This window comes from Variovorax sp. GW821-FHT09D04 (assembly GCF_059416405.1).
The window spans coordinates 418585-433122 of record NZ_JBWKPA010000004.1; the positions used below are offsets into that span (position 1 = coordinate 418585).

The 14538-nt window shown below is 67.2% G+C and carries 18 protein-coding genes; 4 read left to right on the plus strand and 14 right to left on the minus strand.

Going from position 1 to position 14538, the window contains the following annotated elements:
- The first annotated feature begins 17 nt into the window (after window positions 1-17).
- Window positions 18-482, plus strand: coding sequence for an Mpo1 family 2-hydroxy fatty acid dioxygenase (locus AC07O4_RS16280; RefSeq protein ID WP_495305101.1), 465 nt, complete (start codon window positions 18-20; stop codon window positions 480-482).
- A 44-nt stretch (window positions 483-526) separates the two neighbouring features.
- On the opposite strand, the gene AC07O4_RS16285 is transcribed toward AC07O4_RS16280, so the two are convergent.
- Window positions 527-1345: an aminotransferase class IV family protein gene (locus AC07O4_RS16285; protein WP_495305102.1), complete on the minus strand. Its 819-nt coding sequence runs from the start codon at window positions 1343-1345 to the stop codon at window positions 527-529.
- Between the two features lie 114 nt (window positions 1346-1459).
- On the opposite strand from AC07O4_RS16285, the gene AC07O4_RS16290 reads away from it, so the two are divergent.
- Both AC07O4_RS16290 and rpoH read left to right on the plus strand, forming a co-directional pair.
- Window positions 1460-2377, plus strand: coding sequence for a LysR substrate-binding domain-containing protein (locus tag AC07O4_RS16290; protein WP_495305103.1), 918 nt, complete (start codon window positions 1460-1462; stop codon window positions 2375-2377).
- A gap of 136 nt (window positions 2378-2513) precedes the next feature.
- Window positions 2514-3455, plus strand: coding sequence for an RNA polymerase sigma factor RpoH (rpoH, locus tag AC07O4_RS16295; RefSeq protein WP_056577975.1), 942 nt, complete (start codon window positions 2514-2516; stop codon window positions 3453-3455).
- Between the two features lie 67 nt (window positions 3456-3522).
- Here rpoH and AC07O4_RS16300 read toward each other — a convergent pair whose 3' ends face one another.
- Genes AC07O4_RS16300 through AC07O4_RS16325 form a run of 6 tightly spaced genes read right to left on the minus strand, consistent with a single transcriptional unit; the run spans window position 3523 to window position 8700 of the window.
- Window positions 3523-4353, minus strand: a complete 831-nt coding sequence (locus AC07O4_RS16300) for a DNA alkylation repair protein (RefSeq protein WP_495305104.1) — start codon at window positions 4351-4353, stop codon at window positions 3523-3525.
- A gap of 16 nt (window positions 4354-4369) precedes the next feature.
- A complete protein-coding gene (locus tag AC07O4_RS16305; protein WP_082818315.1) occupies window positions 4370-4990 on the minus strand; it encodes an SCO family protein in 621 nt (206 codons plus the stop codon).
- A gap of 17 nt (window positions 4991-5007) precedes the next feature.
- On the minus strand, window positions 5008-5913 hold the full coding sequence (cyoE, locus tag AC07O4_RS16310) for a heme o synthase (protein ID WP_095950890.1): 906 nt from the start codon (window positions 5911-5913) through the stop codon (window positions 5008-5010).
- Window positions 5910-7133: a COX15/CtaA family protein gene (locus AC07O4_RS16315; protein WP_495305105.1), complete on the minus strand. Its 1224-nt coding sequence runs from the start codon at window positions 7131-7133 to the stop codon at window positions 5910-5912. Before AC07O4_RS16315 ends, cyoE begins: the two co-directional genes overlap by 4 nt.
- 24 nt (window positions 7134-7157) lie before the next feature.
- Complete coding sequence (locus AC07O4_RS16320; RefSeq protein ID WP_062481371.1) at window positions 7158-7841, minus strand: redox-active disulfide-containing membrane protein; 684 nt, start codon at window positions 7839-7841, stop codon at window positions 7158-7160.
- Window positions 7825-8700, minus strand: coding sequence for an SURF1 family protein (locus AC07O4_RS16325; RefSeq protein ID WP_495305106.1), 876 nt, complete (start codon window positions 8698-8700; stop codon window positions 7825-7827). Before AC07O4_RS16325 ends, AC07O4_RS16320 begins: the two co-directional genes overlap by 17 nt.
- A 27-nt stretch (window positions 8701-8727) precedes the next feature.
- Between AC07O4_RS16325 and AC07O4_RS16330 the strand changes: the two genes are divergently transcribed.
- Window positions 8728-8958 (plus strand): twin transmembrane helix small protein, encoded by a 231-nt coding sequence (locus AC07O4_RS16330; RefSeq protein WP_062481367.1) that lies wholly within the window; start codon window positions 8728-8730, stop codon window positions 8956-8958.
- Between the two features lie 80 nt (window positions 8959-9038).
- Here AC07O4_RS16330 and AC07O4_RS16335 read toward each other — a convergent pair whose 3' ends face one another.
- From AC07O4_RS16335 to AC07O4_RS16365, 7 genes are all read right to left on the minus strand, one after another.
- Window positions 9039-9920, minus strand: coding sequence for a cytochrome c oxidase subunit 3 (locus AC07O4_RS16335; RefSeq protein WP_062481365.1), 882 nt, complete (start codon window positions 9918-9920; stop codon window positions 9039-9041).
- A gap of 82 nt (window positions 9921-10002) precedes the next feature.
- Window positions 10003-10170, minus strand: coding sequence for a DUF2970 domain-containing protein (locus tag AC07O4_RS16340; protein WP_082818316.1), 168 nt, complete (start codon window positions 10168-10170; stop codon window positions 10003-10005).
- A 53-nt stretch (window positions 10171-10223) separates the two neighbouring features.
- Complete coding sequence (locus tag AC07O4_RS16345) at window positions 10224-10853, minus strand: cytochrome c oxidase assembly protein (RefSeq protein WP_056577955.1); 630 nt, start codon at window positions 10851-10853, stop codon at window positions 10224-10226.
- Between the two features lie 37 nt (window positions 10854-10890).
- Window positions 10891-11007 carry a cytochrome oxidase small assembly protein gene (locus AC07O4_RS16350; RefSeq protein WP_217493469.1) on the minus strand — a complete coding sequence of 39 codons (117 nt, stop codon included), beginning with the start codon at window positions 11005-11007 and terminating at the stop codon, window positions 10891-10893.
- A 40-nt stretch (window positions 11008-11047) separates the two neighbouring features.
- Window positions 11048-12685 (minus strand): cytochrome c oxidase subunit I, encoded by a 1638-nt coding sequence (gene ctaD, locus AC07O4_RS16355; RefSeq protein WP_062481356.1) that lies wholly within the window; start codon window positions 12683-12685, stop codon window positions 11048-11050.
- 43 nt (window positions 12686-12728) lie between these two features.
- Window positions 12729-13907 carry a cytochrome c oxidase subunit II gene (gene coxB, locus AC07O4_RS16360; RefSeq protein ID WP_062481354.1) on the minus strand — a complete coding sequence of 393 codons (1179 nt, stop codon included), beginning with the start codon at window positions 13905-13907 and terminating at the stop codon, window positions 12729-12731.
- Between the two features lie 59 nt (window positions 13908-13966).
- Window positions 13967-14443 carry a DUF2244 domain-containing protein gene (locus AC07O4_RS16365; RefSeq protein ID WP_056578078.1) on the minus strand — a complete coding sequence of 159 codons (477 nt, stop codon included), beginning with the start codon at window positions 14441-14443 and terminating at the stop codon, window positions 13967-13969.
- Window positions 14444-14538 lie beyond the last annotated feature (95 nt).

Consider the following 14538-nt stretch of genomic DNA (forward strand, 5'->3'; position numbering starts at 1 on the left):
CGCCCCGGAGACCTGCCATGACCCACACTGCCGCCGCCCCGCTCGCCACCAGCGAGCGCAAGGTCGACCGCCTGCTCGCCCACTACGAGGAGAGCCACCGCCATCCGACCAACGAGCTGATCCACTTCGTGGCCATCCCCGCGATCATGCTGAGCATCGTCGGGCTGCTGTTCGCGATCCATCCGTGGGTGGCCTACGGCTTCGTGGCGGCCAGCCTCGTGTACTACGCCCTGCTGCGCTCGCCGGCCTTCCTCGTCACCATGCTGGCGCTCACGGTGCTGGCGCTGGTGGCGGTGCATGCGATGGGCACCGCGGTGGCGCCGGTGTCGGCGGCGATCTTCGTGGTGGCGTGGATCTTCCAGTTCGTCGGCCACAAGATCGAAGGCAAGAAGCCTTCGTTCTTCGAGGACATCCAGTACCTCTGGGTCGGTCCGCTGTTCGTGCTGTCGAAGCTGTTCGTCAAGCTCGGCATCCGCTGGTAGCCGGCGAGTGATCTGGTGCGCAGCGTCCGCGCGCGAGGGCTCCTTCAAGGCGACGCGAGCGGCTCGGCCTCATAGGCCCGGTGCAGCAGTTCCACGAAAGCCGGCGCTGGCGGCAACGCCACCTCGCCGATGCGGTGCACCGCCACGCCCGGCGTCCACGAGTTCATGACCACGGCGCCGGCCAGCGCGGGCAGGTCGGCCATCCGCAGCACCTGGCTGCGCTGCGGGACACCGAGGCGTTCGAGCTGCCGGCGCACGATGCCCATCGTGGTGCCGGCCAGGACCTCGGCTTCGGGCCACACCACCGCCTCGCCGTCCCAGAAGGCCAGATTCCAGATCGACGCTTCGCCGAGCCGGCCGTGCCGGTCGAGAAAGGCCGCGTCATCGAAACCCTGCGCGACGGCCTGGCGCAGCAGCTGGGTCTTGGCGCCTTCGCCGACGTGCTTCACGGCCGGCAGGAAGCGCTCGTGCTCGATCGCGGCCAGGGTCAGCGGGCCGGCGGGGCCGTTGGAAGGTGGGCCGGTGCGGATCAGCACCTCGGGCACCGCGTCGACCGCGGTGAACTCACCGGCCGGGGAGTAGACGGTGGCCGTCAGCGACAGGTCCGCCGGGCCGGCCGCGAGCGCCGCCCGCAGGTGGGCGCGCACCGTGTCGTCGGGCAGCGCCTGGCCGAACAGGGTCTGCGAGGCGAAGCGCAGCCGTGCCAGGTGGAGGTCGAGGCCCCGCACCCGGCCGCCGCGCACCTGCATGGCCGTGAAGTGCGCGTGGCCGGCGAAGGCGAGCGGGGCCAGGTCCGCGGCGGGCACCGGCTGGCCGTTGCGCTGCACGACGAAGGAAGAAGGAGAAGGGACGCTGGCGGACATGGTTTCGTGGCTCCTCGAGGGGATGGATCATCAAGTTCCTGAACTATCCCGCGTTGACTTCCCCAAGAGAAACGAATAGTTTTTGGAAAATCATCAAAAACCATTTGAATATCGATGCACCCCAGACTGCTCCCCGGCACCCGCGCCCTGCGCACCTTCGAGGCCGCCGGGCGGCACCTGAACTTCACGCGGGCTGCCGAAGAAGTCGGGCTGACGCCGGCGGCCGTGAGCCACCAGATCAAGGAGATCGAGGAGCAGCTCGGCGTGGTGCTGTTCACGCGCACCAGCCGCAGCATCCGCCTCACGCCGGCCGGTGCCGTGTGGTTCGAGGCCACCGCCGACGCCCTCGACACGCTGCGCCGCGCCGCCGGCCGCGCCCGGCGCATGGCGCGCGGGGCGGCGACGCTGCGGCTGTCGACCAGCGCCCGTTTCGCGACCAACTGGCTGCTGCCCCGGCTGCCGCAGTTCCGCGCCGCCAACCCGGGGCTGGAACTGGGTTTCGATATTTCCGACGCGCTGCGGGATTTCGGCGCCGACGACATCGATGTGGCGATCCGCTTCGGCAACGGGCAAGACCCAGGCACGCGCGCGCAGCGGCTGTTCGACACCGTCATCGTGCCGGTCTGCAGCCCCAGGCTGCTGGCCAGCGGGCCCCCGCTGGCAACGCCGCGCGACCTGCTCCAGCACACGCTGTGCTACGTCGACTGGAAGACCGACGGCATGGTCTGGCCGAACTGGCCAATGTGGATGGCCGCGGCGGGCATCGAAGGCGTCGACGACAGCCGCTGCATCGGCTTCGCCGACTCGAGCGACGTGGTGCGCGCCGTCACCGAGAGCGGCATGGTCGGCCTGGCCGACCTGGACATGATCGGCGCCGACCTCGCCCAGGGCCGGCTGGTGCGGCTGTTCGACATCGGCGTGCCCATGGCGGCGGGCTACGCCTACCACCTGGTCTACCCGGAAGGCAGCGCCCAGGACCCGCGCATCCTGGCGTTCCAGAACTGGCTGCTGGGGCAGGCCTCCAGGACTTGAAAAACGCCAAACGGCATACAAATATCCAACAAATCGCGACAAAAGCTATCGCAACGATAGAAACCCAAGGGAACCCTTGGCTTAGCACTCCCTCTAACCGAGTGCTAATATGGCCAACACAAAGGAGTTTCCCCTGATGACAACGCTGTCTGGAGTCTCTGCCAACCAGCTGGCCGTCGCCAACCCCTGGTCGATGGTCCCCCCGCTGGGCAACCTGGATGCCTACATTTCGGCCGCCAACCGCCTGCCGCTGCTCACGCTCGAAGAAGAGCAGGGCTTCGCACGCAAGTTGCGCGACCAGAACGACCTCGAAGCCGCCGGTGCGCTGATCCTGTCGCACCTGCGCCTGGTCGTGTCCATTTCCCGCCAGTACCTGGGCTACGGGCTGCCGCACGGCGACCTGATCCAGGAAGGCAACGTCGGTCTCATGAAGGCCGTGAAGCGTTTCGACCCCGACCAGGGCGTGCGGCTGGTGAGCTACGCCATGCACTGGATCAAGGCCGAGATCCACGAATACATCCTGAAGAACTGGCGCATGGTCAAGGTCGCGACGACCAAGGCCCAGCGCAAGCTGTTCTTCAATCTGCGCTCGATGAAGCAGGGTTTCAAGGCCGACTCGGCCGCGGCCGACAACGGCACGCACCGCGAGACGCTGAGCCCCGACGAGGTCTCGCAGATGGCCACGCGCCTGAACGTGAAGCCCGAGGAAGTGCTCGAGATGGAAACCCGCCTGTCGGGTGGCGACGTGCTGCTCGATCCGGGTCCGTCCGATGACGGCGACGAAGGCTTCGGCCCCATCGCCTACCTGGCCGACGCCACGCAGGAACCGACCGCTTTGCTCGAATCGCAGCAGCGCGACCGCCTGTCGAGCGACGGCATCGCCACCGCCTTGGAGGCGCTGGACGACCGCAGCCGCCGCATCGTCGAAGAGCGCTGGCTCAAGGTGAACGACGACGGTTCGGGCGGCATGACGCTGCACGACCTGGCCGCGGTGTACGGCGTGAGCGCCGAGCGCATCCGCCAGATCGAAGTGGCGGCGATGAAGAAGATGAAGAAGGCGCTGGCCGAGTACGCGTAAGCGTCACGACCGCCCTCCTCCACAAAAAAGCCCGGCAGTGCCGGGCTTTTTTTCGTTCGGGGGCGCTTCAGGGCGTCGACTTGGTCAGCGTGCGCAGCGCCCGCTTCGCGATGTAGCGGGTCTCGGCGGTCGGCGACTCGGCCACCCAGCGCGTGCACAGCGTCTCGACCCACTCGGGCTGTGTCTTGCTCGCGTCGTTGAGCCAGTTGGCGACCGAGTTCTGCACGTAGCGATGCGCGTCGGCGCGCAGCGGCTCCAGCAGCGGCAGCGCCAGCCAGGGCTCGGCCTTCAGCGTCTCGACCTGCGCGCACCACACGCCGCGCGGGCGCGTGAGCTCGCTGGCGAAGCGGCGCACGTTCGGGTCGGCATCGGCCACCCAGGGCTGCAGCAGCGCCAGCGCTTCGTCGAGCGAATCGATGACGCTGTCGCGCACCGCCATCCAGGCGAACTCGCGCACGCCGAAATGCGGGTCGGCGGCAAAGCGGCGCACGGCGTCGAGCTGGGCCGCCAGCGGCAGGCCCGACAGCGTGATCCACTGCACCGCCCAGCAGCGCGCCACGTCGCTCGCGTGCGTGGCCAGCCGGTGTGCCACGGCGTCGCGCTCGGCGTGTTCGGCCGTCATGTCGTACAGCGCCCGCGCGATGTGGCTGTGACGCTGCATGGGCTTGAAGGCGGCCAGCATGGCGAGCGTGTCGTCCAGCCGTTCGTGCGCGGCATCGAGGCCGACATGGCCCGCCACGCTGCGCGCGAGCAGCGGCAGTTCGAGCGCGAGGAATTCGTTGAGGTTGACGGTCTCGAGCAGCCCGCCGTTCAGCGCGCCCAGCACCTCGGGCGGAATGAGCGCGATGCGGAACGCGCCCTTGCGCGACTTCAGGCGCGCGACCGATGCGGCGTCCATGCCCCGGGCGCCCGGCTCAGGACGCGAGCAGCGTCTTCAGGTCCGACACCATCGCCGGCACGCCCGCGCCGTAGCGCGCGTAGAGCCGCAGCCGGCCCTGCGGGTCGTAGATGTAGCTGGCGGCCGAGTGGTCCATGGCGTAGCTGGTCGGCGTCTTGCCCTCGACCTTCTTGTAGTAGACCTTGAAGTCCTTCGCGACGGCGGCCAGTTGCTCGGGCGTGGGAATGAGTGCCACGAAGCTCGGGTCGAACGCGCCCATGTAGGCCTTGAGCACCTCGGGCGTGTCGCGCGCCGGATCGACGGTGACGAACAGCACCTGCAGCTTGCTGCCGTCGGCGCCGAGCTGCTGCTTGACCTGCGCCATCTCGGTCATGGTGGTCGGGCAGACGTCGGGGCACTGCACGTAGCCGAAGAACAGCACGACCGCCTTGCCCTTGAAGTCGGCCAGCGTGCGCACCTTGCCGTCGGCGTCGGTGAGCGAGAAGTCCTTCGCGTAGTCGGCGCCCGTGATGTCGACCGCCTGGAAGCTCTGCTTCGGCTGCTCGCTGCAGGCCGAGAGGCCCAGGCCCAGCGTGGCCGAGGCGGCCACCCAGCCGGCCGTGGCGGCGATCGATTTCAGGGCATTGCGCTTGTTCATGGGCAGGTCAGGTCCGGTCAGCGGAGGTAATGGTCGACGAGCAGCGCCGCGAACAGCACGCTCAGGTGGATGAGCGAAAACCGGAAGGTCTTGCGCGCCAGCGTGTCGGAGTAGTTGCGCCACAGCGCGAAGGCATAGCCGGTGAAGCCGATGCTCACGCCGATGGCGACCACGAGGTAGAGCCAGCCGCTCATGCCGTAGATGAAGGGCATCAGGCAGGCGGCGAACAGGATGAAGGTGTACAGCAGCACCTGCAGCCGCGTGAACTCGTTGCCGTGCGTCACGGGCAGCATCGGCAGGCCGGCCTTGCGGTAGTCCTCGACGCGGTACAGCGCCAGCGCCCAGAAGTGCGGCGGGGTCCACAGGAAGATGATCAGGAACAGGATCAGCGCCTCGGGGCCGACATCGCCCGTCATGGCGGACCAGCCCAACACCGGCGGCATGGCACCCGAGGCGCCGCCGATCACGATGTTCTGGGGCGTCAGCGGCTTCAGGATGACGGTGTAGATCACCGCGTAGCCGACGAAGGTGGCAAACGTGAGCCACATGGTCAGCGGGTTGACCGTGAACCACAGCAGCGCCGAGCCGGCCGCGCACAGCAGCGCCGAGAACACCAGCGCCTGCATGTCGCTGAGCTGCCCGCGCGCCGTGGGGCGCCAGGCGGTGCGCTTCATCTTGGCGTCGATGCCCTTCTCGACCAGGCAGTTGAATGCGGCGGCCGCACCGGCCACGAGCCAGATGCCGATGCAGGCCAGCACGCCGCGCTGCACGTCGGCCCACGACGGCAGGCCGGGCACGGCCAGCACCATGCCGATGAGCGCGCAGAACACGATCAGCTGCACCACGCGCGGCTTGGTGAGCGCGTAGAACTGGCGCAGCACGTTGGCGGTGCTGGCGTGCTGAACAGGAATCGGGGTGCTCACGCGGTGGCTTTCTTCGGGTTGGGGGTGCCGCGCGCATTGTCGGCGGCGCGCGGAATCGGTGCAGCGGCGGCGCTTTCGCGACGGCTCTCGCACAGCGCCCAGGTCAGGACCACGGCCAGCGCCGCGGCGCCGCCGGTGTGGAGCACGGCGGCGGCCAGCGGCCAGCCGAGCAGCACGTTGCCCAGGCCCGTGGCCAGTTGCAGCAGTGCCAGGCCAGCCAGCCAGTGCGCCTGCGAACGCAGCGCTTCGAGGCGGCGCAGGCGCCAGGCCAACAGGCCGAGCGCGACGAACACGGCGTACGCCATGAGGCGGTGCGCGTAATGGATGGCGGTGAGGGCGGAAAAGTCGAGCGGCTGGCCGTCGCCGGTCACGCCGAGATGGCGCCAGATCTCGAAGCCCTGCGCGAAATTCATCGGCGGCCACCAGCTGTCCTGGCAGGTCGGGAACTGCGTGCAGGCCAGCACCGCGTAGTTGGTGCTGACCCAGCCGCCCAGGGCGATCTGGAGCACCAGCAGCACCGCCGTGGCGATCAGCCCGTTGCGCAGGGCCGGCGACACGGCCGTGGGCATGCGCTGCGCGGCCACCTGGCGGTAGCGCACGGCCTGGATGCACAGCAGCGCGAGCAGCACGATGGCGCCCATGAGGTGCATCGTGACGATGGCGGGGAACAGCTTCCAGGTGACGGTCATGGCGCCAAAGGCACCCTGCAGGCAGACCCAAACCAGCGTGGCCGCCGGCCACCAGGCGCTGAGCACGACATGGTGGTGCGCGCTGTCGACCGGTGGCGCGGGCTGGCGCCGCTGGCGGCGGCGGACGATCCAGGTGGCACCGGCCAGCGTGAGGATCAGCACACCAACGCCGGTCGCGAGGTAGCGGTGGACCATCTCGATCCAGGCCTTGCTGTGCGTCACGGGGCCGGTCGGCTGGGCCGCCTGCGCCATGGCGATCTCGTGGCGTGCGCCGGCCGGGCTGGCGTTGCCGTAGCAGCCGGGCCAGTCGGGGCAGCCCAGGCCCGAATCGGTGAGCCGCGTGAAGGCGCCGAACAGCGTGAGGTCGAAGGTGAGGAACAACGTGAGCACGGTCAGCGCGTGCAGACGCCGCGCGGGGCCGGAGCCGGCGTTGCGGCGCCACACCCAGACCAGCGGTCCGAGCGCGAGCAGCACGCCGGCGCCCATCATCCAGGCGATCGGCGTGAGGTCGTAGAGGGAGCTCGTGTCCATGAGACGGTGGTGGTTCGCGCGGGCTCAGCGGCCCGCTTCGTCCCACGACGACGAGGCGCGCAGCAGGCGGTCGATGTCGCGCTTGGCGCGGCTCGCGCCGGCGGCGTCCATGCGGGCCGGGAAACGCATCATCCAGTTGCCCATCGGATCGACCACGTAGAGGTGCTCGGACAGCGCGTGCCCTTGCACGGGCGCGAGCCAACGGGCGAGTTGGTCGGCCGGCACGCGCAGCACGGTCGCGCCGTGCAGGCCGTTGGTCAGGCGCTCGGGCACGGGCGCCGCGTCGCTCACGAGCCAGACGCGGTCCAGGCGGTCTTTCTCGCGGCCCAGGCTCTCGCGCAGCTGGCGCTGCAGGTACAGCTGCTGCTCGCACAGCGCGTCGCAGGCCGCGTCGGCCACCGCCACCAGCAGCCACTGGCCCTTGAGCGTGGCCAGCTCGACCGGCGCGCCGCTGCGGTCGGTTGCCGTGAGGCGGGGCATCTCGCGTTGCGGATCGATCAGCTCGCCGTACACGCTGCGGCCCTCGGGCCGGATCACGTAGTAGGTGAAGTACGAGGCGATGACGGGCGCCGCGCACATCAGCAGCACGGCGATCATCTTCCAGCGCCCGTGGACCGTGCGGCGGTTCTCGGCCTCGTCCAGCGCCTGGCCCGGCGACGGCATCGAGTGCACGGTCAGGCCCAGCGGCTCGTCAGAGGCCGCGGCCATCGCGTGAGCGGCGCCGCGCGCGCCGGAAGGGGGAGATGAATTGGAACCAGACATAGAGGATGACAACGAGGACCGACAGGCCGAACCACTGGAATGCGTAACCGTAGTGCCTCTCCAGGCCCAACGCCGGGGCCGGCCAGTCGCGCTGCAGGCCCTCGGACGCCGGCCCGCTCTGCTGCAGCGACACGTCGGTGCGCAGCGGCAGTTGGGTCTCGCCGCGGAATGCCTCCAGGTCGAGATTTTGCCGGATGGGGGAAGACCCCTGAATGCCCGGTGCCGGAGCGCTGGCGCCGGCAGCCGAAGGGGCCGGCGCGGCGGCCGATGCCGCGGGTGCCGGTGCGGCCGCAGTCTTCGCGCCGAGTTCGAATAGATGGCTCGGCGGCGGCTCGATCAGCGCCGTGAGTTCGACGATGCCGGGCGGCGTCTCGACCACGCCGAGTTGCGTGCGGTCGACGAAATTGCGCTGCACCCAGCCTCGCTGGACCATCACGGCCTGCTCGCTGCCCTCGAGCGCGAATGGCGTCAGCACGTAGAAGCCCGGCGTGCCGTGCATCTGGCGGTTGTCCAGGTAGACCGTCTGCGCCGTGAGCCACAGGCCGCGCAGGCGCACCGGCCGGTGCATCTCGCCGGCTGCTTCGCCCAGCGCCAGGAACTCGGCCTGCGACAGCGGGGCTTTCAGCTTCTGCGCATCGATGCGGGCCTGCAGCGCTTCTTTCTGCGCGGCGCGCGACAGCTGCCAGCGGCCCAGCGACACGGTGGCCGCCAGCGCCAGCACGGCCGCCAGCGTGACGACCAGGAAACGGCCCCGGCTCGCGCGGCGGCGCGGCGTGGCAGAGGAAACGAGAGGCTCGGGGGTCACTGGAGCGGACGGGGCGTGCGGCCGATAATGCGGGTCATGAAATATTTCGTCGCCCTGATCTTTCTGGGCATCTTCGCGAGCCTCGCTTTCGCGCTCTACTTCATGCTGAAGGACGGTCGCGACGGGCAGAACAAGCGCGGCGGCATGGCCCGCGCCCTCACCTTTCGGATCGGCCTGTCGGTCTTTTTGTTCCTGTGCATGCTGCTGGCCTGGAAACTCGGCTACATCCAGCCCACCGGGCTCCCGCTCGGGAAGTAACAGATGGTGCTCGTTCCACGAGAACCATGAAAAAGGCGCCTTACGGCGCCTTTTTTCTGGAATGCCGTGAGGTTTCTCGCTCAAAGCCAATAGACCAGCACGTAGAGACCCAGCCAGACGACGTCCACGAAGTGCCAGTACCAGGCGGCGCCTTCGAAGCCGAAGTGACGCTCGGCGGTGAAATGGCCCTTCTGCAGGCGCAGCGTGATGAACAGCAGCATCAGCATGCCGATGAACACGTGCAGGCCGTGGAAGCCGGTCAGCATGAAGAAGGTCGAGCCGTAGGTGCCCGAGCTGAGCTTGAGGTTCAGTTCGGTGTACAGGTGGAAGTACTCGTAGCCCTGCACGCCCAGGAAGATCACGCCCAGCAGCACGGTGAGCCACATGAAACGGATGCACTGTGCGCGGTGGTCGGCGCGCAGCGCGTGGTGGGCGATGGTCAGCGTCACGCCCGAGCTCAGCAGCAGCGCGGTGTTGATGGTCGGCAGCCAGAACGGGCCGACGGTCTGGAAGGGCTCGATGATGCCGGCCGGCGAACCGGTCACGCCGGCGGCGACGCTGGGCCACACGGCCTTGAAGTCGGGCCAGAGGATCGCGTTGTCCAGGCTGCCGAGCGTCGGCAGCGCGTGGGTGCGGGCCCACCACAGCGCCGTGAAGAAGGCGCCGAAGAACATCACTTCCGAGAAGATGAACCAGCTCATGCTCCAGCGGTACGAGAGGTCGATCTTGTGGCCGTACTGGCCGCTCTCGCTCTCGCCGACGGCGGCGCGGAACCACACGAAGAGCGTGCCGAGCCAGATCACCATGCCCAGCAGCAGCGACCAGGCGCCCCACTGGTGGCTGTTGATCCATTGCCCCGCGCCGAGGATCACGAAGAACAAGCCGATCGCGGACACGACCGGGTAGGCCGAGGGTCCGGGCACGAAGTAGTAGGGCGTGGTGCCGTGGGTGGTTGAACTCATATCAGCTCCTGGCTTTCTTTCTTCTCTCGATTCAATGATTCTGGAGATCGTGGTTTCTTATCTTCGGCTCAGCAGGCAGCGCTCAGGCGGCCGCGACCACATGCCGCACCAGCAGCACCAGCCCGACCACGAAGACGATCACTGCGGCAAACGCCACCACGATGACGTGCAGCGGATTGAGCTTGCCCAGGTCTTCCTTGTAGGCGCTGTTGCGGCGCACCCCGAAGAACGACCAGCCCACCGCCTTCATCGTGTCCCACAGCGTGGGCTTGCGGCGCGGGGCTTCGGGCGGCAACGGCGAGGTCACGAGCGCGGCTCATCGGCGACAGCATGCGAAACGGCGGCCACCGGGGCCGGAGGCGTCTTGCCGCCCACCTCGAAGAAGGTGTACGACAGCGTGATGGTCTTGACGTCCTTCGAGATCTTCGGATCGATCACGAAGGCGACCGGCCACTGCTTCTTTTCGCCCGCATCGAGCGTGTACTGGTTGAAGCAGAAGCACTCGAGCTTGTTGAAATGCGCCGCGGCCTGCTGCGGTGCGTAGCTCGGGATGGCCTGCGCGGCCATGCGGCGATTCTGCGTGTTCTGGAACTCGTACATCACCGTGTTCAGCTGGCCCGGGTGCACTTCGATGAAGCGCTCGGCCGGCTTGAAGTCCCACAGGCCACCGCGCACGTTGGAGTCGAACTCGACCTTGATCGTGCGGGTCATGTCGACCTGCGTGTTGTCCGGCACGCGCACGTTCTTGGCGCCGCTGGCACCGCCCGGCACCTGGAGCTCGGAGAGCGCGAGGATGTTGATGCCGGTCATCTCGCAGATGGCGCGGTACATCGGCACCAGCGCATAGCCGAAGGCGAACATGCCGCAGGTCACGACGGCCAGCTTGCCGACCATGCGGACATTGGCGCGGCGAATGCGTTGACCGAGGCTCATGCTGTTGCTTCCGTTCGGGGGGTGCGATGCGGCGCGGTCAGCGACCGCTGAACCAGACCATGCGGACGATGAAGCCGATGAAGAAGATCACCGCGATGGAGGCCAGCGTGAGCCCCATGCGTCGGTTGTTCTTTCTTTGTTCGGGCGTCGTCATCGTCGTGCGGTCGTGGTGCTTGTGCGGTGAGCGCGGGTGATCAGCCGATCACCTTGGTGGCGGTCACGTCAAGCTTGGGCGGGTTCTCGAAGGTGTGGAACGGGGCCGGCGACGGCACTTCCCACTCGAGGCCTTCGGCCGCTTCCCAGGGCTTCTGAGCCGCTGCTTCACCCTTGCCGCGCATCGAAGGCAGCACGATGAACAGGAAGAAGTAGACCTGCGCGAAGCCGAAGAAGAACGCACCCACCGAAGCGATGGCGTTGAAGTCGGCGAACTGCATGGGGTAGTCGGCATAGCGACGCGGCATGCCGGCCAGACCCAGGAAGTGCATCGGGAAGAAGGTGACGTTGAACGAGATCAGCGACCACCAGAAGTGGACCTTGCCGCGCGTTTCGTTGTACATCACGCCTGTCCACTTGGGCGCCCAGTAGTAGAAGCCCGAGAACATGGCGAACAGCGAGCCGGCCACCAGCACGTAGTGGAAGTGGGCCACCACGTAATACGTGTCCTGCAGCTGCGTGTCGATCGGCGCGACCGCGAGGATCAGGCCGGTGAAGCCGCCCATCGTGAACACGAAGATGAAGCCGACCGCGAACAGCATGGGCGTCTCGAAGGTCATCGAGCCCTGCCACATCGTGGCGATCCAGTTGAAGATCTTCACGGCCGTGGGCACGGCGATCAGCATGGTCGCGTACATGAAGAACAGCTGGCCCGTGAGCGGCATGCCGGTCGTGAACATGTGGTGGGCCCACACGATGAACGACAGGATGGCGATCGACGAGGTGGCGTACACCATCGAGGCGTAACCGAAGAGCTTCTTGCGGGCGAAGGCCGGGACCACCTGGCTGATGATGCCGAAGGCCGGCAAGATCATGATGTAGACCTCGGGGTGGCCGAAGAACCAGAAGATGTGCTGGTACATCACCGGGTCACCGCCGCCGGCGGGGTTGAAGAAGCTGGTGCCGAAGTGGCGGTCGGTCAGCGTCATCGTGATGGCGCCTGCGAGCACGGGCATCACGGCGATCAGCAGGTAGGCGGTGATGAGCCAGGTCCAGCAGAACATCGGCATCTTCATCAGCGTCATGCCGGGGGCGCGCATGTTCAGGATGGTGACGATGATGTTGATCGAACCCATGATCGACGAGGCGCCCATGATGTGCATCGCGAAGATGCCGGCGTCCATCGAGGGGCCCATCTGCAGCGTGAGCGGGGCGTACAGCGTCCAGCCGGCCGCGGGCGCGCCGCCGGGCATGAAGAACGAACCCGCCAGCATGATGGCCGCCGGGATCAGCAGCCAGAAGCTGAAGTTGTTCATGCGCGCGAACGCCATGTCGGATGCGCCGATCTGCAGCGGGATCATCCAGTTCGCGAAGCCCACGAAGGCCGGCATGATGGCGCCGAACACCATGATCAGGCCGTGCATGGTGGTGAACTGGTTGAACAGTTCGGGGTTCACCATCTGCAGGCCGGGCTGGAACAGCTCGGCGCGGATCAGCAGAGCGAGCACGCCGCCGATCATCAGCATCGTGAAGCTGAACAGCAGGTAGAGCGTGCCGATGTCCTTGTGGTTGGTCGCGAACACCCAACGGCGCCAGCCGGTGGGCGCGTGGTGATCGTGATGGTCGTCGTGTGCGTGGCCGCCGGGGGCGTGACCGTGGGGGTCGAGGACTGCGCTCATGTCGTTGTTCCTTGCAATTTCTTCTTCGCGGGGCGCCGTCGGATCACTTGCCGCGCAGGGCCAGCACTTCAGCCGGTTGCACCAGCTGGCCCGTCTTGTTCGACCAGCTGTTCTTGGTGTACGTGGCCACGGCCGCGAGGTCGGTGTCGCTCAGCTGCTTCCAGGCAGGCATGGCACCGTTGTTCTGGCCGTTGAGCAGCACCAGCAGCTGCACCTTGTGGTCGGAATCGGTCACCTTGGCTGCGCCGTCGAGCGGCTTGATCGGGCCTGCGCCCTTGCCGTTGGCCTGGTGGCAGGCCGCGCAGTTGGCGGCGTAGACCTTCTCGCCGCGTGCCAGCATGTCGGGCAGCGTCCAGACCTTGGTCGGGTCGTCGAGCTTGGCTGCGGCTTCCTTGCGCTTGGTGGCGACCCAGGCGGTGTAGTCGGCAGCCGACAGCACCTTCACGTGGATCGGCATGTAGGCGTGTTCCTTGCCGCACAGTTCCTGGCACTGGCCGTAGTAGTCGCCCACGGTCTCGGCGCGGAACCAGGTGTCGCGCACGAAGCCGGGAATGGCGTCCTGCTTGAGGCCCAGCTGCGGCACGGCGAAGGCGTGGATCACGTCGTTCGCGGTGGTGATGATGCGGACCTTCTTCTGCACCGGCACGACCATCGGGTTGTCGACCTTGAGCAGGTAGTCGTCGGGCATGGCGCCCTTGGCACCGGCGTCGGACATGGCGCGCTGCGAGCTGTCGAGCGTGGAGATGAAGGCCAGGCCCTCGCCTTCGCCGTTCAGGTAGTCGTAGCCCCACTTCCACTGGTAGCCCGTGGTCTTGATCGTGAGGTCGGCGTTCGTGGTGTCCTTCTGGGCCACGAGCACCTTGGTGGCGGGCAGCGCCATCACGATCACGATGAGGAAGGGCACGATGGTCCAGATGACCTCGACCACCACCGACTCATGGAAGTTCGCGGCCTTGTGGCCCACCGACTTGCGGTGCTTCCAGATGGAATAGAACATCACCGCGAACACGGCGACGAAGATGACCGTGCAGATGATCATCATGATCGTGTGGAGCAGATGCTGCTCCTGCGCGATCTTGGTCACGCCGACCGGAAGATTCAGCTGGCGCACCGCGGGGCCGCCGGGCAGATCGTTGACTGCGTGCGCCGCGTTGCTGAACGCCGCGCCGGCCGCCAGCAACAGATTCGCCGGCCTGTACTTATTGCGCCAAATGCTCTTCATCGTGTTCACGTTTCTTCAATTTTTCGAAAACCCAACCGTGCAGCACCGCGCGAGCCCCCTCAGGCGCCACGCAACGCCATGCGAATCTCGCGCGCCAGTGCGGCTCGCAACTCCGGGCGTACATAGCGCCCCACCCTGACCGATCGACCTTGCCCCGAGACCTCGATCAGCGAACGATCGCCGGTCTGCGGTTCGATCCGCACCTGGTGCGGAAGAAATTCCGTGCGTTCGTAGTGCCCACCGTTCTCGAGCTCCACGACGAGGCGTCCGCCCTGCAGCGCGATCCGTTCGCCATCGGTGGCATGCCGCGCGTACATCATGAACGCAAAGCCCACCGCGGCCAGTTCGAGCCAGGCGAATGGCAATACCAGCGGCGCACCGTGCAGCCAGAACACCATGCCCGTTCCCAGAGATACCACGCACAGCGAGGCGTAGAGCCAGCCCAGCTGGCTCGGCGTCACCGAGCAATTGCGTTTCAGGAACCAGTGGATGTTCTGGCCTGAGACGGTGGCAAAACGAAACACGGAATTCGACACGGGCGAGTTCAGCAAATCGGTGCGTCGATGGTGGCCAAACCCCTCGTACAAACAGGATCCGACACCCCTCGATCACGGGACAATACCCGCGAGTT